This window comes from Gemmatimonadaceae bacterium, from assembly GCA_030647905.1.
GTDB lineage: Bacteria > Gemmatimonadota > Gemmatimonadetes > Gemmatimonadales > Gemmatimonadaceae > UBA4720.
The window spans coordinates 58,583-82,324 of the sequence record JAUSJA010000017.1; the positions used below are offsets into that span (position 1 = coordinate 58,583).

General features: G+C 63.9%; 19 protein-coding genes. 11 read left to right on the forward strand and 8 right to left on the reverse strand.

Annotated elements, in window-relative coordinates; all coding sequences use genetic code 11:
• Positions 1-31 precede the first annotated feature (31 nt).
• From Q7S20_03270 to Q7S20_03280, 3 genes are read left to right on the forward strand one after another with little or no spacing between them, the layout of a single operon-like run.
• Positions 32-448 (forward strand): cupin domain-containing protein, encoded by a 417-nt coding sequence (locus Q7S20_03270; GenBank protein MDO8500841.1) that lies wholly within the window; start codon positions 32-34, stop codon positions 446-448.
• Positions 445-1,437: a sugar phosphate nucleotidyltransferase gene (locus Q7S20_03275; GenBank protein MDO8500842.1), complete on the forward strand. Its 993-nt coding sequence runs from the start codon at positions 445-447 to the stop codon at positions 1,435-1,437. The genes Q7S20_03270 and Q7S20_03275 overlap by 4 nt, the downstream gene beginning before the upstream one ends.
• Complete coding sequence (locus Q7S20_03280) at positions 1,434-2,615, forward strand: MFS transporter (GenBank protein ID MDO8500843.1); 1,182 nt, start codon at positions 1,434-1,436, stop codon at positions 2,613-2,615. The genes Q7S20_03275 and Q7S20_03280 overlap by 4 nt, the downstream gene beginning before the upstream one ends.
• Before the next feature lie 4 nt (positions 2,616-2,619).
• Here the strand turns inward: Q7S20_03280 and Q7S20_03285 are convergent, their stop codons facing one another.
• Genes Q7S20_03285 through Q7S20_03295 form a run of 3 tightly spaced genes read right to left on the reverse strand, consistent with a single transcriptional unit; the run spans position 2,620 to position 7,274 of the window.
• On the reverse strand, positions 2,620-2,814 hold the full coding sequence (locus Q7S20_03285; GenBank protein MDO8500844.1) for a YbdD/YjiX family protein: 195 nt from the start codon (positions 2,812-2,814) through the stop codon (positions 2,620-2,622).
• Positions 2,814-5,150, reverse strand: coding sequence for a prolyl oligopeptidase family serine peptidase (locus Q7S20_03290; GenBank protein ID MDO8500845.1), 2,337 nt, complete (start codon positions 5,148-5,150; stop codon positions 2,814-2,816). Before Q7S20_03290 ends, Q7S20_03285 begins: the two co-directional genes overlap by 1 nt.
• A 42-nt stretch (positions 5,151-5,192) precedes the next feature.
• A complete protein-coding gene (locus Q7S20_03295; protein ID MDO8500846.1) occupies positions 5,193-7,274 on the reverse strand; it encodes a carbon starvation CstA family protein in 2,082 nt (693 codons plus the stop codon).
• Between the two features lie 64 nt (positions 7,275-7,338).
• Here Q7S20_03295 and Q7S20_03300 point away from each other — a divergent pair, with 64 nt between their 5' ends.
• The 4 genes from Q7S20_03300 to Q7S20_03315 are packed head-to-tail and all read left to right on the forward strand — an operon-like array spanning position 7,339 to position 10,547.
• A complete protein-coding gene (locus tag Q7S20_03300; protein MDO8500847.1) occupies positions 7,339-8,031 on the forward strand; it encodes a hypothetical protein in 693 nt (230 codons plus the stop codon).
• A gap of 17 nt (positions 8,032-8,048) precedes the next feature.
• Positions 8,049-8,879 carry a metallophosphoesterase gene (locus Q7S20_03305; protein MDO8500848.1) on the forward strand — a complete coding sequence of 277 codons (831 nt, stop codon included), beginning with the start codon at positions 8,049-8,051 and terminating at the stop codon, positions 8,877-8,879.
• Positions 8,855-9,340 carry a SprT-like domain-containing protein gene (locus Q7S20_03310; protein ID MDO8500849.1) on the forward strand — a complete coding sequence of 162 codons (486 nt, stop codon included), beginning with the start codon at positions 8,855-8,857 and terminating at the stop codon, positions 9,338-9,340. The genes Q7S20_03305 and Q7S20_03310 overlap by 25 nt, the downstream gene beginning before the upstream one ends.
• 28 nt (positions 9,341-9,368) lie before the next feature.
• Complete coding sequence (locus tag Q7S20_03315; protein ID MDO8500850.1) at positions 9,369-10,547, forward strand: acyl-CoA dehydrogenase family protein; 1,179 nt, start codon at positions 9,369-9,371, stop codon at positions 10,545-10,547.
• Positions 10,548-10,581: 34 nt separating this feature from the next.
• On the opposite strand, the gene Q7S20_03320 is transcribed toward Q7S20_03315, so the two are convergent.
• Both Q7S20_03320 and Q7S20_03325 read right to left on the reverse strand, forming a co-directional pair.
• Positions 10,582-11,610 carry a cytochrome d ubiquinol oxidase subunit II gene (locus Q7S20_03320; GenBank protein ID MDO8500851.1) on the reverse strand — a complete coding sequence of 343 codons (1,029 nt, stop codon included), beginning with the start codon at positions 11,608-11,610 and terminating at the stop codon, positions 10,582-10,584.
• Between the two features lie 5 nt (positions 11,611-11,615).
• Entirely contained in the window at positions 11,616-12,956 is a 1,341-nt protein-coding gene (locus Q7S20_03325) for a cytochrome ubiquinol oxidase subunit I (GenBank protein MDO8500852.1), read from the reverse strand.
• 652 nt (positions 12,957-13,608) lie between these two features.
• On the opposite strand from Q7S20_03325, the gene Q7S20_03330 reads away from it, so the two are divergent.
• Complete coding sequence (locus Q7S20_03330; GenBank protein ID MDO8500853.1) at positions 13,609-14,124, forward strand: hypothetical protein; 516 nt, start codon at positions 13,609-13,611, stop codon at positions 14,122-14,124.
• Positions 14,125-14,158: 34 nt separating this feature from the next.
• Here the strand turns inward: Q7S20_03330 and Q7S20_03335 are convergent, their stop codons facing one another.
• Positions 14,159-16,033 carry a CocE/NonD family hydrolase gene (locus Q7S20_03335; GenBank protein MDO8500854.1) on the reverse strand — a complete coding sequence of 625 codons (1,875 nt, stop codon included), beginning with the start codon at positions 16,031-16,033 and terminating at the stop codon, positions 14,159-14,161.
• 200 nt (positions 16,034-16,233) lie between these two features.
• Between Q7S20_03335 and Q7S20_03340 the strand changes: the two genes are divergently transcribed.
• The 3 genes from Q7S20_03340 to Q7S20_03350 all read left to right on the forward strand — a co-directional run bounded on the left by Q7S20_03340 (position 16,234) and on the right by Q7S20_03350 (position 19,803).
• A complete protein-coding gene (locus Q7S20_03340; protein ID MDO8500855.1) occupies positions 16,234-17,112 on the forward strand; it encodes a hypothetical protein in 879 nt (292 codons plus the stop codon).
• A 61-nt stretch (positions 17,113-17,173) separates the two neighbouring features.
• A complete protein-coding gene (locus tag Q7S20_03345) occupies positions 17,174-17,650 on the forward strand; it encodes a (2Fe-2S)-binding protein (protein MDO8500856.1) in 477 nt (158 codons plus the stop codon).
• Positions 17,647-19,803 carry a molybdopterin-dependent oxidoreductase gene (locus Q7S20_03350; GenBank protein ID MDO8500857.1) on the forward strand — a complete coding sequence of 719 codons (2,157 nt, stop codon included), beginning with the start codon at positions 17,647-17,649 and terminating at the stop codon, positions 19,801-19,803. The genes Q7S20_03345 and Q7S20_03350 overlap by 4 nt, the downstream gene beginning before the upstream one ends.
• A gap of 32 nt (positions 19,804-19,835) precedes the next feature.
• On the opposite strand, the gene Q7S20_03355 is transcribed toward Q7S20_03350, so the two are convergent.
• Together Q7S20_03355 and Q7S20_03360 are read right to left on the reverse strand one after the other, a co-directional pair.
• Complete coding sequence (locus tag Q7S20_03355; GenBank protein MDO8500858.1) at positions 19,836-22,232, reverse strand: hypothetical protein; 2,397 nt, start codon at positions 22,230-22,232, stop codon at positions 19,836-19,838.
• A gap of 45 nt (positions 22,233-22,277) precedes the next feature.
• Positions 22,278-23,675, reverse strand: coding sequence for an aminotransferase class I/II-fold pyridoxal phosphate-dependent enzyme (locus tag Q7S20_03360; protein MDO8500859.1), 1,398 nt, complete (start codon positions 23,673-23,675; stop codon positions 22,278-22,280).
• Between the last annotated feature and the right edge of the window lie 67 nt (positions 23,676-23,742).

Below are 23,742 nucleotides of genomic sequence, written 5' to 3' on the forward strand. Positions count from 1 at the left end.
CTGCGACCGGCGGAGCGGGAGATATTAACGCATGACTGACGAGAAAAAATCCAGGAAGAGGCCGAAGCGGGCCATTCCTTCCGGGAGAGTGGATATCACGATCGTCCAGAAGCCCTGGGGACATGAGACGATCTGGGCCCACACCGACCGCTACGTGGGCAAGGTGCTGCACATCAGGGCGGGACACGCCCTTTCCGTCCAGTACCATGACCGGAAGGACGAGACCGTGCATCTGCTGAGCGGTGAGCTGGTCTATCGCGTGCAGATGGGGACAGAGCTGGAGGACATGCACCTCAGGGCCGGCGAGTCCTTCCGCATCACGCCCGGCACCATTCACCAGATGGAAGCTGTCACCGATTGCGATGTGCTCGAGGTATCCACGCCCGAGCTCGACGACGTCGTGCGGCTTTCCGACAGATACGGCAGAGAGGGAACGAGCGCGCCATGAAGGTGATCATTCCACTCGCGGGAAAGGGCACGCGTCTCCGTCCCCACACGCACGTAACGCCGAAGCCGATGATGCGAGTCGCCGGCAAGCCGGTGATGTCGTATGTACTCGACGAGCTGCGCGAGCTGGGCGGCATCGAAGAGATCATCTACATAACCGGCCATCTCAAGGAGAAAGTCGAGGATTTCGCGCGGAAGAGCCTCGACATTCCGTCGGTCTTCATCGAGCAGAAGGTTCAGGACGGAACTGCTGGCGCGATCGCGCTGGCGAGGGACCGGATCGACCAGCCGGTGTTGATTGTCTTCGTGGACACGATCTTCGACGCGGATCTGTCGGTCGTTAACACAACCGCTGCCGACGGAATAATCTGGACCAAGGAGGTCGAGGACTACCAGCGGTTCGGCGTGGTTGTGACCGACGAGGACGGCAACATGACGAAGATCGTCGAGAAGCCGAAGACGCCGATCTCGAAGCGTGCGAACATCGGCCTCTACTATATAAAGAACTGGAAGCTGCTGTTCGAGGGCATTGACCACGTGCTCGCGTCGCCGACGAACCAGGGTGAGTATTACCTCACCGATGCGTTCCAGTACATGGTAGACAAGGGCGCGAAGATTAAGGTGATTGACGTCGAAGGGTGGTACGACGCGGGCAAGATCGAGACTATGCTCGAGACCAACCGGACGATGCTGCTGAAGGGTCAGGCGCGAAGGCCGGCCAATTGCGGCGACTGCACGATCGTGGAGCCCGTTTACATCGAAGATGGCGTGACGCTCACCGGCTCGACGGTCGGACCGAATGTCTCGATCGGGACGGGAAGCACGATCGAGAATTCCCAGGTGAGCAACTCCATTATCGGCACGGGCGCCCGGATCAAAGGGTCGAAGATCACCCGGTCGCTTGTCGGTGATGAGGCGGTGCTCGATGGCGTGGTGGGCGAAGTCAGCGTTGGCGATCAATCCGAGGTGAGAATATCGCCCCCAGGCTGAGCAAGAACGTCGTCGCGCTCAGTGGGGTCAGCTTCCTCACTGACGTCGCGACGGAGATGATCTATCCGCTGCTGCCCGTATTTCTCAGCACGGTGCTGGGCGCGAACGCGAGCTTCATCGGAGCGATAGAGGGTGCGGCGGAATCAACGGCGGCGCTGCTCAAGCTTGCCAGCGGATGGTGGTCGGACAAGATAAAGAAGCGCAAGTCGCTGGTCGTCTGGGGCTATGGCATCGCGACTGTCGCGCGTCCGTTCACGGCGATGGCGCAGACGGCGACACAGGTGCTCGCGATTCGCCTGACCGACAGGATCGGGAAGGGAATAAGAAGCTCGCCGAGGGACGCGTTGCTGGCCGATTCGGCGGATGCGGACTCGCGCGGGCGGGCGTTCGGCTTTCACGCGGCGATGGACAATGCGGGCGCAGTGCTTGGACCACTCATCGCGTTCGCGCTGCTCCATTACTTCGATCTTTCGTTGCGGAGTGTGTTCTGGCTCGCGGCGATTCCCGGTGCGCTCGCGTTCATCGTTCTCGTGGTGGCCGTGAAGGAAGTCGCGCGCCAGGAGGCACCGGCGCCGGCCGGGTCAGCGCCGCATCTCTCGATATCGGAGAAGCTGGGCAAGCGGTTCTGGGCCTACCTCTTCGTCGTGCTGATCTTCACGCTCGGGAATTCCACCGACGCCTTTCTGCTCTTGCGATCGAATCAGCTCGGAGTCGCCGTGGCGCTGGCACCGATTCTGTGGGCGGTGTTGAATCTGGTGAAGGCGGCGCTCGGTACGTGGGGCGGATCGCTGTCGGATAAACTCGGCAGGAAACCGCTTATCGTTTCGGGATGGCTGCTGTACGCCGCTGTGTATTTCGGATTCGCGCGCGCAAGCCAGCAGTGGCATGCGTGGGCGCTGATCGCGACTTATGGCGTTTTCTACGCGCTGACCGAGGGGACCGAGAAAGCGCTCGTCGCCGACATTGTCCCGGAGGCGAGACGCGGAGCGGCGTTCGGGTGGTTCAATCTCGCTGTTGGGCTTGGCGCGCTGCCGGCATCGCTGATCTTCGGCGCGATCTGGGACAGAGCGGGCGCGCATAACGCATTTCTGTTCGGCGCTTCGCTGGCACTCGTCGCAGCAGTTGGAATGGCGATTGTTGCCCCTGGCCGCCGTCCGCAGAATCGCGTGGCGACCTGATTCATCAGCAGCACCTGCTTCCCGGCCTGGTGTAGCGTGTGTCCATCCGTTCTCGCATGAACTGATCGCGGGACATGATGGGCTCACGGTCCGGATGGCAGTGCGTCACATGGGCGACGTACCGCTCGTAGTCAGGCGCGCCAAGGATCGCGCGCATTACACGCGCGACCTCGGCGAGCCTGACTGCGAGCTGCGTCATCACGGCGCGTCTGGCTTGAGCGGGACACGCGACGGAAGATTCTCCTCGAAGATCCTGAAGATTCTTCCGTACTCGTCGGTCCACGAAGACGGCCTCACGAACGCGTGATCCTCGACGGGATATACCGCCAGCTCCCAGTCCTTCTTGCCCAGCTCTATCAGACGCTGCGTGAGACGGACGACATCCTGGAACAGCACGTTCGTATCCACCATTCCATGCAGGATCAGCAGCGGATCCTTGAGACCCTCGGCGAAATAGATCGGCGATGACCTGTGAAACGCTACCGTATCGGTCTGAGGGAAGTTGAGGATGTTCGAAGTGTAGCCGTGATTGTAATGGGCCCAGTCCGTCACGCTTCGGATCGCCGCCCCCACGCCGAAGTACTGCGGCTGCGTGAACAGCGCGAACAACGTGATGAATCCGCCGTAGCTCCCGCCGTAGATGCCGATCCGCTCCGGATCTATCTGATATTCCTTCGTCAGATACTTCGACGCATCCACCTGGTCGTGGAGATCGCGCCCGCCCATGTAGCGATAGATCGCGGTGCGCCAGTCACGGCCGTAACCAGCCGATCCGCGGTAATCCACGTCGAGTACGGTATATCCCTTCGACGCGAGGAACTGGTTGAACATGTACTCGCGCGGATACTCTGACCAGAAATGCCCGACGTTGTGCAGATAGCCCGCGCCGTGCACGAAGATCACGGCCGCACCGTTGGACTGGGTACCCATGTCCTTCGGCCTGTAGATGTGCGCCGGGACCATCACACCGTCGCTCGCCGGAATCATCACGATCTCCGGCGTGATCCAGTTGAACGACAGCCACTCGGCGCTCGGTGACACGGTAAGCTGCGACATCGCCGCGCCCGCCTTGTTCGACATCAGGAAGAGATCGGGCGGACGGTTCACATACGAGTGAACGTCGGCAAGCAGCGTTCCATCGGGTGATACGGTCACGCGGTGGCGGCCCGACTTCGTCGTGATCTGCTCGCGCGCGCCTCCGTTTACCGACATCCGGTAGAATTGCTCCTCGAAAGGCGATGGCTCGTTCGTCTGCAGATAGAATGTCCTGCCGTCGGGAGAGAGCTCGACGCTGAGGACTTCCCACTTGCCGCTCGTGAGCTGTCGGCGATCCGATCCATCGGCAGCGACAGTGTAGAGGTGCGCGTACCCGCTGGCTTCCGACACATGATAGAAGCGGCGGCCGCCGTCATACCATCCAGTGCAACCAAAGGCGCATGGCCCGTCGACCCACGCCGTGTCGCGCAGAGTCTCGAGCGTGGTGAGTTTTCCCGTCGGATCCACTGACTGCAGCACACGCACCTTGTTGTCCGAGGTGAACGCGTAGAAAGCGCCATGCCTGCCGTCGTGGCTCCAGCCAAGAGGCACAACGAACCCGTTGGCTGTATCGGTGGGATACGGCTTGAGCCATGTAAGACTGTCGGTGGTCAGGTTCAGAAGGCCGATGCGTCCCTTGTCCTGAACGTCTCCCACGTTGTCCCGACCGCGGATCTGCTCCGCGTAGCCGCTCTCGGTAACGAAGCGGGGAATGTCGTTTCCGCGCGCGCCCTGCGGCGGGACTCGCGTCGTGATGAGCAGGGACCCGGCGTCCGGCGCAGAAGAGAAGGAAGCCAGCTCTTCGCCGCGCTGGGTGTAATACGGCTTGATGCCGCGAGACTCGCGCTCCTTTCGCTCGGCTTTCACTATGCTGTCCGCGCGCACACGGTCGCGGATCGCCTCGAAGAGATCGCGCTGTTGCTGCTCGATGCGCCCGCGCTGTCCGGTCGCCTTTGCCGAATCGGCCGGTTCGGGACCCGCGCGCAAGTCGGTGAGCTGGCGGATCAGCCCACCATTCAGATCAATCGAGTACGCGTTGTTGTCGCGGATGAAATACACTTTCGTGCCGTCGGCCGAGAATTCGGGCTGGCGCTCGCGAGCATTGGTCTGGGTGAGGCGGCGCGTAGTGCCCCGCTGCATGTCGGTGATGTACAGGTCGCCGTTGTGCTCGACGGCCTGGTACCGGCCGTTCGACGATCGGTGGCCGCTCGTCGCGAGGGCGCCAGCCGAGTCAAACTGCGCGGGTGACACGCGCTCGGGCTTCGCTCCCGGAACCGCGCGAACGCGGAACCGCTTCGGCGTCTCGCGCCAGTCGGTGCCCGGCTTGAGCCAGGTGAAGTAGATCCACTTGTTGTCAGCGCTCCATCGAACGTCCTGCGGGACCGTGCCGTACAGCTCCGGGCCGCGCATGATGTTCCTTATGGAGAAATCGAAGGGTGCTGAGGTCTGCTGCGCTCCAAGAGGCGCAGCGATGAGAAGTGCTAACAGAATCTTTTGCATCAAATCAGTCTGGTGTCGGTTGTGGAAGGTAATGTGAACTTACTAACCCGCGGTTGCGTCAACAGCGAAGTCCCGCGTGTGGCTGAAGTTTACTTCCGTGCTTGTGGCGGGTACGCGTCCGGTCAGGATCCGAATCCACACTCTGGCGGACTCCACAAGAATCACCACGACCGCGATCATGAAAAACGCTGCGACAGCGGCATCGAGATGATCGTTGAACATCATTCGCCTCGCCGCTTCGAGCGAAGCGACACCCGGCGGCGTCGCTCCCGCCGCAACGAATCCCTCGAGCATGCGGGCATGAGAGAGAAATCCGAGCTTCGGATTGTCCGAGAAAATCTTGAGCCAGCCGCCGCTCAGCGTCACGACAGCGAGCCACGCCAACGGAAGAATCGTCATCCACGCGTAGCGCGCCTTCCCCATCTTGATGATCACCGTCGTGCCGACGCACAAAGCCACCGCTGCGAGGAGTTGATTCGATATCCCGAACAGCGGCCACAACGAGTTGATCCCACCGAGCGGATCCATCACCCCCTGATAGAGGAAATAGCCCCACATCATCACGAAGAGCGCGCTCGTTCCGACGACCGCGGGATACCATGACACGCGACCGATGGGGGCCCATACATGTGAGAGCAGGTCCTGGAGCATGAACCTTCCCACGCGCGTCCCTGCATCGAGCGTCGTGAGAATGAACAGCGCCTCGAACATGATCGCGAAGTGATACCAGAGCGCCATCGCTCCGCTTCCACCGAGCACCCTCGAGAAGAGATGCGCCATTCCCACCGCGAGACTCGGCGCGCCTCCCGTGCGCGAGAGAAGCGAGGTCTCACCAACCTGGCGCGCGAGGGTCTCGATCTCCGCCGGATTCAGCGTGAATCCCCACGCTCTGATCGCCTCAGCCGCGGTTTGCGCCGTTGTGCCGAGTACTCCGGCGGGGGCGTTGATGGCGAAGTAGATGCCCGGTGTGAGAACGCAGGCCGCGATGAGGGCCATCACGGCGACGAGTGACTCGACCAGCATCGCGCCATATCCGATCATCCGCGCGTCGGTCTCGCGGGCTATGAGCTTGGGTGTGGTCCCCGATGCGACGAGGGCGTGGAAGCCGGAGATCGCCCCGCACGCGATGGTTATGAAGACGAAAGGAAAGACTTTCCCCGCGAAGACCGGTCCCGTTCCATCGGTGAACTGTGTCAGCGCCGGCATCTGCAATGGCGGCAGCACGATGAGGATGCCAACCGCGAGCGCCACGACCACTCCGATCTTCACGAACGCCGATAGATAGTCTCGCGGGGCGAGGAGAAGCCAGACCGGGAGCACCGACGCGGCGAATCCATAGATCATGATCAGGATCGCCAGCGTCGGACCGGTGAGCGTGAACATCGGCGCGACCGCCGGATTCTCGGCGACCCATCTCCCCGCGTAGAGCGCGAAGATCAACAGAAACACGCCGATCGCGCTCGCCTCGAGAACGCGATGCGGGCGGATCCATCGCATGTATCCGCCCATGAGAAGCGCGATCGGAATCGTGAGCGCTATGGTCACCACTCCCCACGGGCTCGACTTGAGCGCGTTCACGATCACGAGCGCCAGCACCGATATCAGCACGATCATGATGCCGAGCACCGCCACGAGAGCAGTGTATCCGGCAACGGTCCCGATCTCGTCCTTGGCCATCTGGCCGAGTGTTTTGCCGTCGCGCCGCATCGAAGAGCAGAGGATGACGAAATCCTGCACCGCTCCGCCGAGCGCGACCCCGACGATGATCCAGAGCGCGCCGGGGAGGAATCCGAACTGCGCGGCGAGCGTCGGCCCGACCAGAGGACCGGGTCCCGCAATGGCGGCGAAGTGGTGACCGAAGACGATCCACTTGTTCGTCGGCGTGTAGTCGCGCCCGTCGTTGAGTCGCACGGCGGGAGTCGCCCGCTCGTCGTTCAGCTCAAAGACACGTGTCGCGATGATCCGGCTGTACACCCGGTACGCGATGTAGTAGGTGCAGATCGCGGCGGTGAGGAGCCATGCTGCGTTGACGGGCTCTCCGCGCTCGAGCGCCAGCCGCGCGAAGCTGGCCATGCCGAGGATGCCGATCAGGACCAGTATCAGCGTCTGAGTTATCCTGCGCATTCCGTAGGGCCCCGGAGGTTGGACGGTGAAATTGCGTATCGGTTATGTTTCCCGCAATCAGACCATGACCTCTCTCAAGCCGACCTCGCTCGCGCGCCTTGCGGCACTGGCCGCCATCGCGATTCTCCACGGATGCGCTTCCGCGCCGGCCGCATCGAATCAGGAGCCAGCCGCTCCGTCGAGCCCGCTCGCGGGCATGATCGGGCGACAACTGATCGTCCTGCCCGCGCAGTATCTCTCGACCCCTGGTCCGGGGGGAACATGGGAGATCGTGCGGGGTGGTCCGGTGCTGCTCCCGATACTCGACGAGGAGATCGCCGACGCGTTCAGGAAGCGTGGTGTAAAGAGCAACTGGACGTTCGCCGGCGACATCACCGCTTCGGCCGATCGCAACGGAGGTCTCGTCGCCGATCCGCGCGAGCTCGCATCGCAGGGGATCAGGAAGATCAAGGCCGGTGACACGCCTCTCCCCGAGCCGCTGGCCTCGCAGATCCGCGGGCTGGTCGCTCTCACGAGCGCGCGGTTCGTCGTGCTGCCGATCGAGGTGCACATGGACACGCGCAATGGCGAGCGAAAGGGCTCGCTGCGCGTGCTGTACGTAGATGCCCGCACTGCGCGCGTCCTCTGGGCCGATGACGTCAACAGCCTGGTGCAGCGCGATCCCAGGGTGGTGAGCGAGAGCGCCACGCCCTATGGATTCAGAATGCTGGCGCGCGAGCTGGCGTCGGGGTTTGCCGACATGGTGGTGGCTCAATAGGTGCGGACGGGAGAGCCGTGACCACGGTATTTCACGTGTCGGACCTGCACTTCGGGCGGCCCGCCGTTCCAGCGCAGATCGACGCGATCGAGCAGATCATTCAGGACGAGAAGTTCGACGTGGTCGCGATCTCGGGCGACCTGTCGCAGCGAGCGCGCGCCGGAGAATTCCAGCGCGCGGCGGTGTTCATCCGCGACGCGCAGAAGGTGAGCAGGACAATCACGGTCCCCGGCAACCACGACGTGAAGTGGTGGAAAGCTCCGCTCGGCGTTGGCTACCGTGACCGGATGTACGAGAACTACATGCAGTTCATCTCCAGCGACCTCGAGCCCGTGCTGCATGTTCCCGGCGCGACGTTCGTGGGGTTGAACACGTCGCATGGGGTGACCGCGCGCACGCTTACGTGGAACGTGCGCGATATCTCGATCATCGGAGATCTTCGGGCCGAGCAGTTCGACGTCGCCGAAGAGGCGTTCAGCGGCAGTGATGTGGCCGACGCGCGCGTGATAGTGATGCATCACAATCCGGTGAAAGGCGAGTTGTCGCAGCGTCACGGCCTCAAGCGGACGAAGAAGATACTCGGCAGGTTCGCGCAGATGGGGGTGGACCTCGTGCTTTGCGGTCATGATCATCAGGAGTTGGTCCACTACATCGAGCATACCAGGAAGGGGACCGTGATCTCGACCGCCGGGACAGTATCGAGCCGGTCGCGCGGCGGACGGCCGTCGTCGGTCAACGTGATCGGGATTGGTGACACCACCATAGAAGTGACGACGCACATCTGGTCGGACGAGAGCAAGACATTCGTGGCGGGCCCCCACCGTTGCTTCGAGCGCTCAAGCGCCTGATCGGCATCGGGACGCGCCAGCTCCAGCTTGCGCTCGAGCTGGAGACCCCGAAGCCTGAGCTCCGTGCACTGCCTTCCCCGCGAGGAAGGCGAAGAGCGTCGGACCGCACGCATCCGGCGGATGAGCAGCTCGTGCGCCAGCTGATGCAGCAGCACGCGGCTCTCAACGCGACCAGGTTCGGCGGAGCGCTGAGCACCGTCCCGATCCGCATCTCGCGGCGGATGAAGAGCCGGCTTGGCCGCTACACATGGCGCGGGCAGTCGGGACGCGATGCGGGGATCGTCATCAGCCGCCGCCACATCCGGCGACACGGGTGGGAAGAGGCGATACACACGCTGCTGCACGAGATGGTGCACCAGTGGCAGGACGAGAGCGGTCTCAAGGTGGACCACGGGCGCGAGTTCCGGAGGAAAGCCCGGGCGGTCGGCATCACTCCTCTGGCGAGACGTGGCGTAGCATAGGCCAGCCGGCCCCGGCTATCTTTCCCGGATGCCCACCAAAGACTTCTTCAACATTGACTTCGCGCTCTCCGAAGAGGAGCGCGCGATTCGCGACAGCGTTCGGCAGTTCGTGGAGGAGAAGGTCATTCCCGTCATCGGCAAGGCGTACGTGGAAGGCCGCTTTCCCAGCGAGATCGTTCCGCAGATGGCCGAGCTCGGCGTGTTCGGTGCGAATCTTCCGGAGGAATATGGTTGCGCGGGACTGAGCAATGTCGCTTACGGCCTGATCAACCAGGAGCTCGAGCGCGGCGATTCGGGTGTGCGATCGTTCGCGTCAGTGCAGGGTTCGCTGGTGATGTATCCCATCTACGAGTTCGGCAGTGAGGAGCAGAAGAGGCGCTATCTGCCGAAGATGGCGGCGGGCGAGATCATCGGCTGCTTCGGGCTGACCGAGCCGGACTATGGCTCGAACCCGTCGGGGATGATCACCCGCGCGCGAGAGCAGGCCGACGGAAGCTGGGTGATTAACGGCGCCAAGATGTGGATCACGAACGGATCTACGGCGCAGGTCGCGATCGTGTGGGCGAAGACCGGCGACTCGAAGGAGGACACGTCGATACGCGGATTCATTGTCCCGACTGATACTCCGGGATTCACCGCGAAGGATCAGAAGGGCAAGCTGTCATTGCGCGCATCCGATACGAGCGAGCTCGTACTGGCGGACGTGCGCGTGCCGGCGGACGCGATTCTCCCGAAGTCAGGCGGCATCAAGAGCCCGCTGATGTGTCTCACACAGGCGCGCTATGGAATTTCGTGGGGCGCCATCGGCGCGGCGATCGCGTGCTACGAAGAGGCGCTGTCGTACGCGGGGAACCGGGTGATGTTTGGCAAGCCGATTGCGGGGTTCCAGCTTCAGCAGGAGCGGCTGGCGAACATGGTGACGGAGATAGTGAAGGCGCAGCTTCTGTCGCTGCATCTCGGCCGCCTCAAGGACGCGGGCACATACACGCCGCAGCAGGTGTCGCTCGCCAAGCGGAACAACGTGAACATCGCGACCGACGTCGCGCGGGAAGCGCGCCGGCTTCTCGGTGCGAATGGCATACTCGCCGAGTACGCATCGATGCGGCATATGGCCAACCTCGAGAGCGTGTATACGTACGAGGGAACGCACGACATTCATACGCTGATCATCGGGCAGGCAGTTACAGGCTTGGCGGCGTTCGAATAGGGCGTCCCCCGGGCGAACTGGCAGGATCTGCGCGTCAGCGCGCCTGTCGCGTCGCGAACGTTCTGCGAAGGTAGATGAGCGACGGAATGAGCAGCACGGCGCCGGCAGCCAGCGCCCAGGCCACAATCACGAGCGTGATTCGCGGCGCGACGGTGTTCCGGATGGTCAGGCTCGGCGGCACCACATATGGAAACTGCGCAAGTGCCCACCCCCACAGGATGAGCGACACCTGCGCCGCAGCGGCCAGCCGGGCCACGGCGTAGCGCCGCCGCCACAATGCTCCGATGGCTGTGAGCGCCGCCACGCCCGTGGCGATCTGGAAGGGCAGGGCCCACGCCGAGCCCACGAGCCCGGCCCGCATCATTGGCGCTTCGCGGTGCGCGAAGGCGAGTGCGCCGAACGCGGCCACGAACACCGCCGCCGCCGCTGCGAGCGCGCGCCGCCGGAAGTCTTCGCGCAGCGCGTCGTCGCGCGTCTCGTAGGCGAGATAGACGGCGGCCAGCATCGCGAACAGCGCCAGCGCCAGCACGCCCACGGCAATCGGGAACGGCGACAACCAGGGCGCCACGTACACGTTCCGGAATGGCACCGCGCCAATCTGTGTCTGCGCGACGCCCACCGCGCCGGTGGATACGGCGCCGATCACGACGCCGAGCAGCAGCGGGGTGAGCGTGCTCGCCACGGCGAAGATGCGCCCCCAATTGCGGCGTTGCTCCGGCGTGCGGCTGCCGTAGCTGCGGAACACGAACGCCGAACCGCGCAGAACGATCCCCACCAGCATCAACGCCAGCGGGAGGTGCAGCACGGTGCCGAGCGTGGCGAACGCCGCCGGGAACGCCGTGAAGGTGAGCACGACGACGAGCACGAGCCACACGTGATTGGCTTCCCAGATGGGACCGATGGCGTGGGCGATGAAGTCGCGCTGCCGGTCGCGTCGCGGCCCCGTGACGAGCAGGTCCCACACGCCGCCGCCGAAATCGGCGCCCCCGGTGAGGACATATACGTTGAGCGCCACGACGATGATCCCAGCGAAAAACTCTGGTAGACCAAAGGCCGCGAACATGCCGGTCACGCGCCCGCCTCGAGCGGCTCGCGCGCATCGCCGCCCGCCGGCTCGCCGGCCGTGTCGCGCACCATGGCGGCGATCAACGCGACCACCACCGTGCCCAGCACGAGGTAGAGGAGCGTGAACACTGTGAGGGGCACGATGAGCCCGGGCATCGGCGTCACTGCGTCGGAGGTGCGAAGCAGTCCTTGCACCACCCACGGTTGGCGTCCGATTTCCGTGACCATCCACCCCACTTCGGTGGCGATGAACCCGAACGGCGCGACGACCACGAGCGCGCGCAACAGCCACGGCTGCTCGGCGATCTCGCGCTTGCGCCACCCCACCCACGCCGCCCACAACGCCACCAGCGCCATCGCCGTCCCGAGCGCAACCATGATCTGGAAGCTCACGTGCACCGGCGCCAGCGGCGGCCAGTCGGAGCGGGGGAACGCGGTGAGGCCCTTCACCTCGGCGTCCCACTCGTGGTACGCGAGCAGCGATAGTCCCCGCGGAATCTCAAGCGCAAAGCGCGTGGTCGCTCCCTGCGCGTCGGGCCAGCCGCCGATGCGAAGCGGCGCACCGCGCTCGGTGGCGAACTGCCCCTCGAGGGCGGCCAGCTTCACGGGCTGGGTTTCGGCGACGAGACGGGCGCTAATGTCGCCGGAGAGCGGCTGCAACAGGGCGGCCGGCGCGCCCACCCAGAGCGCCACGATGAGCGCCCTGCGGTGAAAGCCGCGCGCCGCGCCGCGCCGCAGCATCCACGCGTGCACCCCCGCCACGGCGAGGCCCGTGGACGCGTAGGCGGCGAGCACCATGTGCAGCGCCTGCGGGAACGCGGCCGGGCTCAGCATGCCGGCCACCGGATCCACCGCCACGATCGTTCCCCCGGCCATCGTCACGCCGGTGGGGGTGTTCATCCACGCGTTGACCATGAGCACGAACACGGCCGACGCGGCGCCACTCACCGCCACGACGATCCCGGCCAGCAAGTGGGCGCGCCGCGAGAGCCGGTCCCACCCGTAGAGATAGACGCCGAGGAAGATCGCCTCGGTGAAGAAGGCAAACCCTTCGAGCGAGAACGGGACGCCGACGATCGGGCCGGCGAACTTCATGAACCCCGGCCAGAGGAGTCCGAGCTCGAACGAGAGCACCGTGCCCGAGACGGCGCCCACGGCGAACAGAATCGCCACCCCCTTCGCCCACCGCCGCGCCAGCTCCAGGTATTCGCGCTCTCCGGTGCGGAGCCACCGCCATTCGGCCAGCACCATCATCAGGGGCATGGCGACTCCGATCTCGGCGAACACGATGTGGAAGCCGAGGGACATCGCCATCTGCGAGCGGGCCGCGAGCAGATCGGTCATGCTAAACGTTCACCTGTTGGCGGGTGCGGGACAACCTGGGGCGTGGCATCATCCACCACGCCGAAGATCTCGACGGCAGCTGGTGCAACAGGCGCTTCGCGCCGCATTTTGTTGGACCCGCTCGCAGCAGAGCTATTGCGTTATACATCGACGGAGTGAGCATGACCCGTAAGCTCGTGCCCAGTACAAGTCCTTATGCGCCAATTATTGGATTCTCGCGAGCCGTGCGCGTTGGAAACCATATCTCAATTGGTGGCACGGCCCCGATAGATGCGAACGGTAAGACGGTAGGCGTCGGCGATCCCGCGACACAGTTAGCGACGCGCTTCAAGGGTCTCCCAGACGTCCGCTATAGCGACGACCGCCATTGGATCAGTGGAAATATGGTTGTTTCGGAGTGGCTGCTGACGGGCACAAGGCCCGATGGAGTCCGGGTCAAAGTTCGTGGATGCGACCACTACGAGTTTCGAGACGGGAAGGTGGTTCGGAAGGACGCGTACTGGAAGATAGTTGAGAAGCCATGATGAGGTGAACGTTCTCGTTCACAATACCCAATCGCGGAGTACTCGCAGATGCGCATGATCCTCCGATCACTGACTGCTGTCGCCATCCTCGCCGGCCGCAACTAACTCGAGCGCAAACGGAGAAATGAATGAACAGAACGACGGCGCAATTCACGCGCCTGGCAATCCTGTTGCTTGCGACCGCGGTCGCCTGCAAATCCGCTGACAAGACATCCAACGCGTCGACCGATCAGGCAAGGGCTGACAGCGCGCACAAGGCGGCGGGAGTAACGACCGGCAGCGCTCAGCCTCAGCCCGAACTCAGCGCGGAAGCAAAGGTTGCGCTCGACAGCGGAAACGTGCTCTACCGCAGCGGGAGCGACCTCGATCGCAAGAAAGCGAGTGCCGACGCGAAAAGGGCGTACGCGGCCGCGCTCACGCAGTACCGGCTGGCCGCAGAAAGATCGCCGAAGCACGCCGCACCCTTCTTCGGCATTTACATGACCGCGCGCGCCCTCGGCAACATTGTGTTAGCCGATAGCGCGCTCGCGGGCATTCGCGAGCGCGGCGGGGAACTTCCGCCGGGCGCGATGCACTCCGGAGAACCAGCGCCGGCGCCGGCCGCCGCCAACGCCCCAGCGAAGGCCCCCTCGAAAGGCCTGTAAGGCTCGACTGCGGGCGTTGCCCGTGATGCGGTTCCTACCGCATCACGGGGAGGACCAGGTGGGACGCGCGATCCGCCGAGTGGAATACGCGCTGCGTCGTGCGATGAAAATCCGCGTCCTTCGCCTGGAAGATGTTCATGAATCTGCCTGGGTTCCGGTCGATCATCGGGAACCAGGTGCTCTGCACTTGTACCATGATGCGGTGACCTGCGCGGAACGTGTGGAACGCATCGTTCAGCGTGAACCTGACCGGCGTCGCGGCGCGTGGAACGAACGGCTTGAGGGCGGACATGCTCTCACGGAACTTCCCGCGCAGCACGTCGCCGCGCACCAGCATTTCGTAGCCCCCCAACGGCCGCGCCCAGCTCTCCGGGCCCGACGATACGCGCGTGCCCGATGACTTGAGGGTGTCCGGGAAAACATCGATCAGTTTGACGATCCAGTCGCTATCGGTGCCCGACGTGGATACCACGAAGTCCGCAACGATCGGCCCCGCGATGGTCATATCGCGAGTGAGGGGTGTGGTCTCGTACACCAGCACGTCGGGGCGCTCGGACGCAAAGCGCTGGTCTTCGTCCATAAACGCGGGGTTGTACCAGTGGATCGTCTCGGCTGTGTACGGAACCGGCTTCGCGGGATCGCTGACGTACTCGTCGAAGCTTGCGCCGGCAGGGGGCGCGGTGAACGCGAGCCGGCCGCCGGCTTGCAGATAGAGATTCGTGGTGGTCGTATTGGCTGGAGGCCACTTGTCGAGGAAGCGCCACCGATTGGTGCCCGTTTCGAACATCGCGGCTTCATAGGCACGGGGAGCGGGTCCGTTCCTGAGATAGTGATTGAAGAACGGCACTTCGAGGCTGTCGGTGAAGAAGTCATCGGTCTTCGATCCCCAGTCCATCACGCCGAGCGTGTCGCCGCTGCCGCGGTTCCACTGGCCGTGCGACCACGGCCCCATCACCAGCCGGTTGACGAGTCCGGGATTCTGCTTTTCAGCCGCGGCGTACGCGTTGAGCGCGCCCCACTGGTTCTCGGTGTCGAACCAGCCGCCGACCCAGAGCATCGCGGCCTTCAGGTTTTTCAGGTGCGGTCTCGCGCTTCGCGCGGCCCAGAACGAATCCCACTGCGGATGGCTCGACAGTGAATCCCAGAAGGCGACGCGATTGTGGAAGTAGCGCGGATTGACGTTCGAGAGCGCGCCGAGTTTCAGGAAGAACGCGTAACCGTCAGGCGTGCCGTGGTCGAAGCGCTGGTCCGGCGTGCTTTTGGGACTGGGGCGGGGCAAGCCGAATGCGCCGTAGAAGTCGAACGCGTGCGGGAGAAGCAGCGCGCCGTTGTGAAAGAAGTCGTCGCCGCTCATCCACTCGGTCACCGGCGCCTGCGGAGAAACCGCCTTGATCGCGGGGTGCGCTGAGATCGCGGCCATCGAGGAGTAGAACCCCGGGTACGACGTGCCGCGCACGCCGATGTTGCCGTTGTTGAAGGGCACATTGTGGATCAACCACTCGGCGGTGTCGTATGTGTCGGTGGACTCATCGATGTCGCGATTCGACTTGGGCGCGACGATGACGGGACGCACGTCGGCGAATTCGCCTTCGGACATGTAACGTCCGCGCACGTCCTGCCGGACGATGATGTACCCCTGGTGCATGTAGGCACGGACCTGATTGTCGACCGCCTGGGGGACGCTGTCGCGCCCGTACGGCGCCACGCTGTACGGCGTGCGCGTCAGGACGATGGGATGGCGCGTGGACGTGTCACGGGGCGTGAAGATGGATGTGAACAGCCGCACGCCATCGCGCATTGGGATGAGGACTTCGCTCTTGGTGAATGTGGCGCGGATGAAATCGGCGTCCTGAGCGCGCGCCGTGAACGGCAGCGCGAGCACGGCGAAGCCGAGGATGATGCGTTTCACAGGGGCTCCGGAAGTTGCGGGGTTGGCGGAATGTATGGTGCGCACTGCATCGCGAGGGAATATCAATCGCGGCGAGTGTGAGCTCAGCCAATGCGGCACCGAGGAGGGAGTGCGTGATGGTTTCCACGGTGGTAATGTTAATGTCTCGCGCAGCCTCCTGGCCGCATCCGGCACCAACACCTTCTGACTTGCTCCACCTCATGTCGACTCGTTATCACCCTCTCCCTCCGACGCTACGGGCCTCGCTACTCGCGGCAGCGCTCCTCATCACGCCGTCGCTTGTCACGGCTCAGGCCACTCGTCCGAGCGGCCCGATCCAGGAAGCATCGCGGCTCGACTCCCAGGGTGCGACGAAGGAAGCGCGCGTCATCTTCCAGAGCGTCATCGACACCGCGACCGTTCCCGCCACGAAGGCCGCGGCGCAGCGTGCCATGGCGATGTCGTACGCCTTCGACGGCGACTGCGCGAACACGGTGAAGTACGAACAGATGGTCATTGGCTACTGGCGGACGCGGGAAGAGGCCGAGCCGCAGAACGCCTTCTACCAGCAGGGCGAGATGGCGAACGAAGGAGCGCGCGTCTGCATCGACGTCGGCGAGCTTGACGTGGCCGAGAAGCTCTACCGCATGGGCAGCGAGCTGGGTCTCAGGGAGCCCGAACCGAAGACACATCCGAAGAGCCTGTGGGACTACCGTCTCGCGCACGCGCTCGCGCGTCTCGCGGCGCGCCGGGACAACGCCGCCGAGGCGAGCCGCCAGGTCGCGGAGGCGCGGAAGATTCTCGACGGCGACCCGAAGATGGCCGGCGCGCAGGAGCGCTTCTATCCGTATCTCGTCGGTTACGTCGCCCTCTACACCAACGACCTGAAGGGCGCCGAATCGGAGCTGACGAAAGCGCTCGGCATCCAAGGCAACCAGAACGATCCGTTCATGCACGTTCTGCTCGCCATGACGTACGAGAAGATGGGGCAGGCCGACAAGGCGAAGGCCCTCTACCAGAAGGCATACGACATTGCCACGGGGCACAATCCCCCGTCGGCATTCGCTCGGCCGTTCGCGAGGAAGAAGCTGGGGATATAGGGAGCCCACTGGGAGATCCGTCAGTGAATTCGGGACAATCTTCTGCACCGGAGGATCGCGCATGAAAACCATTTCCTTCTCGCTCAACGGAGTCCAGCGCAACCTGACCGTCGACGACACTCGCATGCTGCTCTGGGTGTTGCGCGACGACCTCGGCCTCACCGGTACGAAGTTCGGCTGCGGCGAATCGGTCTGCGGCGCGTGCACAGTGCTGATCAACAATGAAGCGATCCGCGCTTGCACTACGCCGATGAGTGCTGTTGACGGCACGCGCGTCGTCACGATCGAAGGGCTGGCGCACGATGAGCGCTTGCACCCCGTGCAAGAAGCGTTCGTGAAGCACGTTGGCTTCCAGTGCGGCTACTGCACAAGCGGGATGATCATGGGCGCGCACGCATTGCTCCTCAGGAACGCCAAGCCTACTCGCGCGCAGATCGTCAAGGAGATGGAACCGCACCTGTGCCGGTGCGGCGCACACGTTCGCATCGTGCAAGCCATTGAGAGTGCATCGGCCGCGATGGCGGGAGGTGCGCGATGAACCGCGAGAACGACGTGCCCGAAGTCCCCGAAGGCTGGGGATTCGTTCAGACGATGGACCGGCGTGAGTTCCTGAAGCTCACGAGCTACGGCCTGCTCGTGATGTGCGCGATTGACCCGCTCCTCGGCATGGCGGGTCCGATACCAGCGGAGGCTGCTCCGCAAGCGGCCCCCGACATCAACGCCTTCCTGCACATCGGAGCGGACGGCCGTGTCACGTGCCTCGTCGGAAAGGTCGAGCTGGGACAAGGCATAATGACAGCGCTCCCGCAGCTCGCGGCCGAAGAGTTGAGCGTGCCCTTGTCGTCGGTGGACATCGTGATGGGAGACACCGACATCTGCCCGACGGACGGGGGCACGTACGGGTCGCTCAGTGTTCGCATGTTCGGGCCAATACTGCGCGCTGCCGCAGCCGAGGCGCGGGCGGTGCTGGTGCAGATGGCGGCCGAACGACTGCAACTTCCGGTTGCCGACCTCGACGTGCGCGACGGCATCGTAGTGTCGAAGACCGACCGCGCGAAACACGTCAGCTATGGTGAGCTGACCGCGGGCAAGCGCATCGAGCGGCGCCTGGAAGGCCAGGCGGTGCTGAAAAAGGTTGGTGCGTTCACGATCATGGGCACATCAGCGCCGCGCCGCGACGCGCTGGAGAAGGTTACCGGCAAGGCGAAGTACGCCGGCGACATCGCGCCGAGCGGGGCGCTGCACGCGCGCATCCTGCGACCACCGTCGCACGGCGCGACATTCGTGCGCGCCGACACGTCAGCCGCAGAGGCGGCGCCTGGGGTGCGCGTCGTGCGCGACGGCGATTTGATTGCGGTCCTGCACGCGCATCGCGACGAGGCAACGCTGGCTCTCGCGTTGGTCAAAGCCACGTATTCGCCTTCGCCGTCCACTCTCACCCACGAAACGATCTTCGAGCATCTGCAGAAGGTGGCGCCTGAAGGGCGGGAAACAAGCTCGCGAGGGAGCCTCGCCGACGGAGAGAAATCGGCGTCGCAAGTTGTCGAACAGACGTACCTCAAAGGCTACGTAGCGCACGCACCGATGGAGACGCACTCGGCCGTGGCGGCGGTGGAGAACGGCAAGGTCACGGTATGGGCCGGCACGCAAACGCCATTCCCGCTCAAGACGCAAATCGCGCGCGCTCTCAATCTCGCGCCCGAAAAGGTGCGCGTCATCACGCCGTACGTTGGTGGCGGATTCGGCGGCAAGAGCGCGAGCATGCAGGGTGTCGAAGCCGCGCGTCTCGCGATGGCAACGGGAAAACCGGTACGCGTGGTGTGGGGACGCGAGGAAGAGTTCTTCTTCGACACGTTCGACCCTGCCGCGGTCTTCAAGATCCGCGCGGGGCTCGACACCGCGAAGAAAATCGTGTTCTGGGACAATGTGGTGATCGGCGCCGGGGAGCGCGGCTCGGCGCTGTTCTACGACGTCCCGAACCACCGCACTGTGGTCCGCAGCGGCTGGAACAGCAACACCGGCGGCATGCACCCGTTCGGCATCGGGCCGTGGCGGGCGCCGGGCGCCAATGCCAACGTCTTCGCGCGCGAGTCGCACATCGACGTGATGGCGGCGAAGGCCGGATTGGATCCTGTCGAATTCCGAATGCGGAACCTCACCGATGCGCGCATGCGCCGCGTGCTGGAAGCGGCCGCAAAACGATTCGGCTGGTCGCCGAAGCCGGCGCCGAGTGGGCGCGGCTTTGGCGTGGCGTGCGGCAACGACGCAGGCACATACGTGGCGACAATGGCCGAAGTGAAAGTGGACAGGGGCACCGGCAAGGTGCAGGTCGTGCGCGTCGTGTGCGCACAGGACATGGGTATCGTCGTGAATCCCGAGGGCGCCGCGCAACAGATGGAAGGTTGCATCACCATGGGGCTCGGCTACACCCTGGCCGAGGAGGTGCGATTCAAGGACGGCGTCGTGCTCGACACGAATTTCGATACGTATGAGATCCCGCGGTTCTCGGTGGTGCCGCGTATCGAGACGGTGATTCTGGATTCGCCGGACCTCGCGCCTCAGGGAGGGGGCGAGCCCGCGATCATCACGACGGGCGCGGTGGTGGCGAACGCGGTGTTCGATGCGGTCGGCGCGCGCGTGGTGCAGTTGCCGATGACGCCGGCGCGCGTGAAGGGCGCGATGAAGGGATAACAAAAAGCGGCCGGCGGGCTGTCACATCCTGGCTAAGCATGAGGCGCGCGCGCTTTTACGTATCTGACGATGGCGGCCAGCTGTCCATCACCATCGAGACCCGCTTCGGCCATGACGCACGCGCCCGGTCCACTCCCCGGGTAACGACCGTGTGAGAACGGATGCAGCGTCACCGATCTGCCGAGGTCGGAACGAATCCACCGATACATCGTGGGAAGGGTGAACCCGGTCAGTCCCATCGCGTGCATTGCGACGCTTTCCGGATAAATCTCGTCTCGCTCCTCCGGTGACAGCAGGTCGAAGAGCTCAGCGCTTGCCACGTAATAGACGTCCAGATCTATTCCCTTCGTTGCGAGAAGCGGCAGCGTCTGCTCCACGAACGCATATGCGACTCCCGATTCCTGGAGCACAACCGCTCCTTCGCTGCGACCGTTCGCGCTTCGCAGCTTGTACACTCCGCTGGCCGAATCCGACGCGGGGGCGAGGCCGAGCGCCTTCCTGTCGGGCACTGTTTCCGACGGCCGGCTGACGAAGGGGGCGATGATCGCGGGCGAGCTGCGCAGAGCGGCCGCCATGAGAGGCCATATCTCCTGCGAATCCCACGGTGTGAGGGTGATCATCGCTCCCCTAGGGAAATTCTCCTGGAGAAGCTGTAGCGGCTGGGGATCCGCGTGGGTGGGTCCGTCCTCGCCGGTCTTCAGGCCGGCGTGACCACACACGAGAATGAATGGACGATACGGACCGGGATCGAGTGTCTGCCGCGCCTGATTCCCTATCGCGTGCAGACGGGCGGCGATGTGCCCGAGCGGCGCGATGAACGCAGCGTACGACGAGCCGACTCCGATGTGATGCCCGAACGCGGAGATGCCGGAGAGAACGCCGCTCATTGCGTCCTCACAGATTCCGCCGATTGACAGAGTGCGCGAGTCAGGATTCGAGCGCGTGTTGAAGTAACCTGGAGCGAATCCCACTGCCGCCTCGTTGAGGCTCGTCGATCCAAGAAGGTCGGCGGCCGAAATGAAAAGGGCGCCGCCGCTTTCCCTGTTGAGATATCCGAGCACCTTTCCGAGCTGCCCGCGCAATGTCGTGGATGCGGCGGGAGAAAGCTCGAGCGACGGTGGCGTCGCTGTGGACTGCGCGAGCGAGAAGACCCGCTCCACGTCAGGCGACTTTTTCGAGAGGCAACGATTGCGCTTGTATAGGCGCTCGCGGGCCGCCGTCACCCGCTCGACTATCCGCGCGACGAGCTGACGGTTCGATGTCAGGACCATCCCGACGGCGGAGAGCGCTTCCCAGAAACATCTCTCTACAACCTCCGAGCTGCTGCCGCCCCCGCAGCGCGGATTTGCGGGGTCGCATAGCGGGAGGCCCACCGGACTCTCCGCGACGAGCGGCGCCATCACCTGGTAGAAACCCGCCGCGCACAGCTTGTGGCCGGCGCCATGTGATGCGCGACCTTCGATTCCGTAGCGCCATCCTTTGGTAGTTCGGTAGACGATGGCGGTCGGCTGCCCGTTCCCGAGACTGAGCGCGCGCCGCTGCGCGGCCACGATCTGCTGGAAGCTCGTTCCGTCGGGAACGTAGATGACGTTCCAGTCATTGAGATAGAACAGCTCGCATGGCGTCCATTGCACATAGTCGCCCGGGATCACGCCTTCGCGAGTGACGTGCTCCGAGTCTATTGACGCCTGATTCCAGTCGAGATGGACGATGACGTTGCCGAGCGAAGCGGTTCCCGCCGCCGCGAGGGCTTCAGCGACGCGGCCGGGAGTCAGCCCGCCTTCTCCTTCGACGATGTGCACGCGAGGCGTATCATCCGGATAGCAGTCGGCGGCAGCAAATGCGAGGCCGATGGACGACGCGAGCCCCACTCCCGACGCTCCCGTCGCAAGTCGCACGAACGGAGTCGCCGGAGTCGGGTGCCCGTCGAGCGCCTTCGATTTGAGAGAGCTCGCGAGCGGCGCGGGCCCCGCGGGATTTCTCCGGAAGCCGAGCAGATCCTCCAGGCGAAGCTGCAGGCTGATGTCGGCGGGAAGCAACGATGGCGCGCCGATCCGGACTATCTCGTTCCGGAGCGCCCACATCGAGTAGAGACCGAGCGCCTTGTGGCCCGCGGCATACGATATGATGTCGGCCTTTTCGCTGAGTGGATCGGAAAAGTCGTAATCCATCGCGTCGAAGAGCAGCGCGGACACGAATCGGCCCGACGAAATCGATCCACCCGGATGCCCGGACATCGGGACGTAGTTGTACATCATCGCGCAGAGCGATCGGTAGATCATGTCGAGCGTCTCGAACGCCTCGACCTCCTGGGCGCTGAGCGGCAACGGCGTGTCTTCGCCGATCTCGATCCATTGTCCGCGATGCGCTCCGAACGGAGAAGCAGGCGAGGTAACCCCGTCGAGTGTCTGTTCCAGTGCGATCGTCACTGCGGCTCCTGATTGTACCCGTTACCCGTTACCCGTTACCCGTAACTAGTAAAGATGTCGTCCTTCCTTCACGAATGCCCGGAAGCCATCGGCGTCACGGCTCGCCCGCTCCAGGCGCTGCATTCCCAGCTCGAGCTGCTCGAGCGAAGTCGCGATCGAAAGCCGCAGATAGTGCTTGCCCTCGCTGCCGATTCGTCCGAACGATTTGCGGTCCAGCGTAGCCACGTGATATCTGAACAGAAGGAAGAGCTGAAAGAGCGTCGAAGGTGTGGTGAAGTCGCGCACCGGTGCAGGGAGCGATGCATGCGCCTCGATTGCACCGAGGCTCTGGCAGACGCCGGCGATGTTCGGGAAAACGTAGAACGCGCCTTTCGGCTTCTGGCAGCGTAGGCCGTCAATTGAATTCAGCGCATCCACGACGAAGTCGCGCCGCTTCGAGAATGCATCCACCATCGTGGTGATGGCGATGTCGCTCTCCGGTGATTCGAGAGCGACCTTGGCGCCCATCTGGTTGTATCCGGGAACGCAGGAAAAGTAGTTGATGTTCAGATTCTTGAATACCGCCGCCTCCTCCGCCGTCGGGAACACTGCCCAGCCGATCCGCCCGCCCGTCCAGGAGTACGACTTGGAGACTCCCGACACGAGCACTGTCCGCTCTTGCATTCCCGGGACCGATGCGATCGAAGCGTGCTTCTCTCCGTCGAAAACGATTCTCTCGTACACCTCGTCCGAGTACACGCGCACCTCGGGTGCGGACCCGGCGAGAATTACCTGAGCGATCTCGGCGAGCTGATCGGGCGTCGCGACTCCACCGGTGGGATTTGAGGGGAAGTTGATGTAGATGAGCTTCGTGCGGTCGGTCATGAGACGCCTGAGATCACTGCCGCGGAAGCTGAAACCCGAGCTCTCTTCCAGATGGAGCGGAACCGCGGATGCTCCAATGTATCGAACGAAGGATTCGTAAATGGGGAACCCCGGGCTCGGGTAGATGATCTCGTCGCCGAGGTTGCAGTAGGTCTGCTGTGTGAATCCGATGGCCGGCTTTGCGCCGGGAAAGACGACGACACGGTCCGGCGTGATGTGAATCCCCCGGGCTTCGCCCATCGTGTGTGCGACGGCCTCGCGAAGCGGAAGAATTCCCTGCGGATCGTTGTAGTGCGTGAGGTCGTTGTCTATCTGCCGCTTGACCTCTTCGGCGATGTGGCGGGGCAGAGGGAAGTCGGGCTCTCCGAGGTTGCATCGCACCACTTGATGGCCGGCGTCCTCGACCTCCTTTATGTATGGACCGACCTTGAACGCATTCTCGGTGTCGATCATCGCGACGCGATCCGCGAAGAGCGGTCGCGTTTGTCGTGACGGTGCGGCAGCGGTGGCCATCGGTCTCTCCCTGGCAAGACGAAAGCGGGCACTCACGCCCCCGAGCGGCGCGTGCCCGTCGTTCATTCGAGTCTATTGGGTATTCTGCCTTGTCGGTTCCGTTGACGCTATAGGGCGAAGCGAGGAAGTGGAG

Excerpts from the sequence above, each read along its gene's own strand:
- Q7S20_03270 (MDO8500841.1), top strand. The coding sequence starts at position 32 with ATGACTGACGAGAAAAAATCCAGGAAGAGGCCGAAGCGGGCCATTCCT.
- Q7S20_03275 (MDO8500842.1), top strand. The coding sequence starts at position 445 with ATGAAGGTGATCATTCCACTCGCGGGAAAGGGCACGCGTCTCCGTCCC.
- Q7S20_03285 (MDO8500844.1), bottom strand. The coding sequence starts at position 2,814 with ATGACGCAGCTCGCAGTCAGGCTCGCCGAGGTCGCGCGTGTAATGCGC.
- Q7S20_03290 (MDO8500845.1), bottom strand. The coding sequence starts at position 5,150 with ATGCAAAAGATTCTGTTAGCACTTCTCATCGCTGCGCCTCTTGGAGCG.
- Q7S20_03295 (MDO8500846.1), bottom strand. The coding sequence starts at position 7,274 with ATGCGCAGGATAACTCAGACGCTGATACTGGTCCTGATCGGCATCCTC.
- Q7S20_03300 (MDO8500847.1), top strand. The coding sequence starts at position 7,339 with ATGACCTCTCTCAAGCCGACCTCGCTCGCGCGCCTTGCGGCACTGGCC.
- Q7S20_03315 (MDO8500850.1), top strand. The coding sequence starts at position 9,369 with ATGCCCACCAAAGACTTCTTCAACATTGACTTCGCGCTCTCCGAAGAG.
- Q7S20_03320 (MDO8500851.1), bottom strand. The coding sequence starts at position 11,610 with ATGTTCGCGGCCTTTGGTCTACCAGAGTTTTTCGCTGGGATCATCGTC.
- Q7S20_03325 (MDO8500852.1), bottom strand. The coding sequence starts at position 12,956 with ATGACCGATCTGCTCGCGGCCCGCTCGCAGATGGCGATGTCCCTCGGC.
- Q7S20_03330 (MDO8500853.1), top strand. The coding sequence starts at position 13,609 with ATGAACAGAACGACGGCGCAATTCACGCGCCTGGCAATCCTGTTGCTT.
- Q7S20_03340 (MDO8500855.1), top strand. The coding sequence starts at position 16,234 with ATGTCGACTCGTTATCACCCTCTCCCTCCGACGCTACGGGCCTCGCTA.
- Q7S20_03345 (MDO8500856.1), top strand. The coding sequence starts at position 17,174 with ATGAAAACCATTTCCTTCTCGCTCAACGGAGTCCAGCGCAACCTGACC.
- Q7S20_03350 (MDO8500857.1), top strand. The coding sequence starts at position 17,647 with ATGAACCGCGAGAACGACGTGCCCGAAGTCCCCGAAGGCTGGGGATTC.
- Q7S20_03360 (MDO8500859.1), bottom strand. The coding sequence starts at position 23,675 with ATGAACGACGGGCACGCGCCGCTCGGGGGCGTGAGTGCCCGCTTTCGT.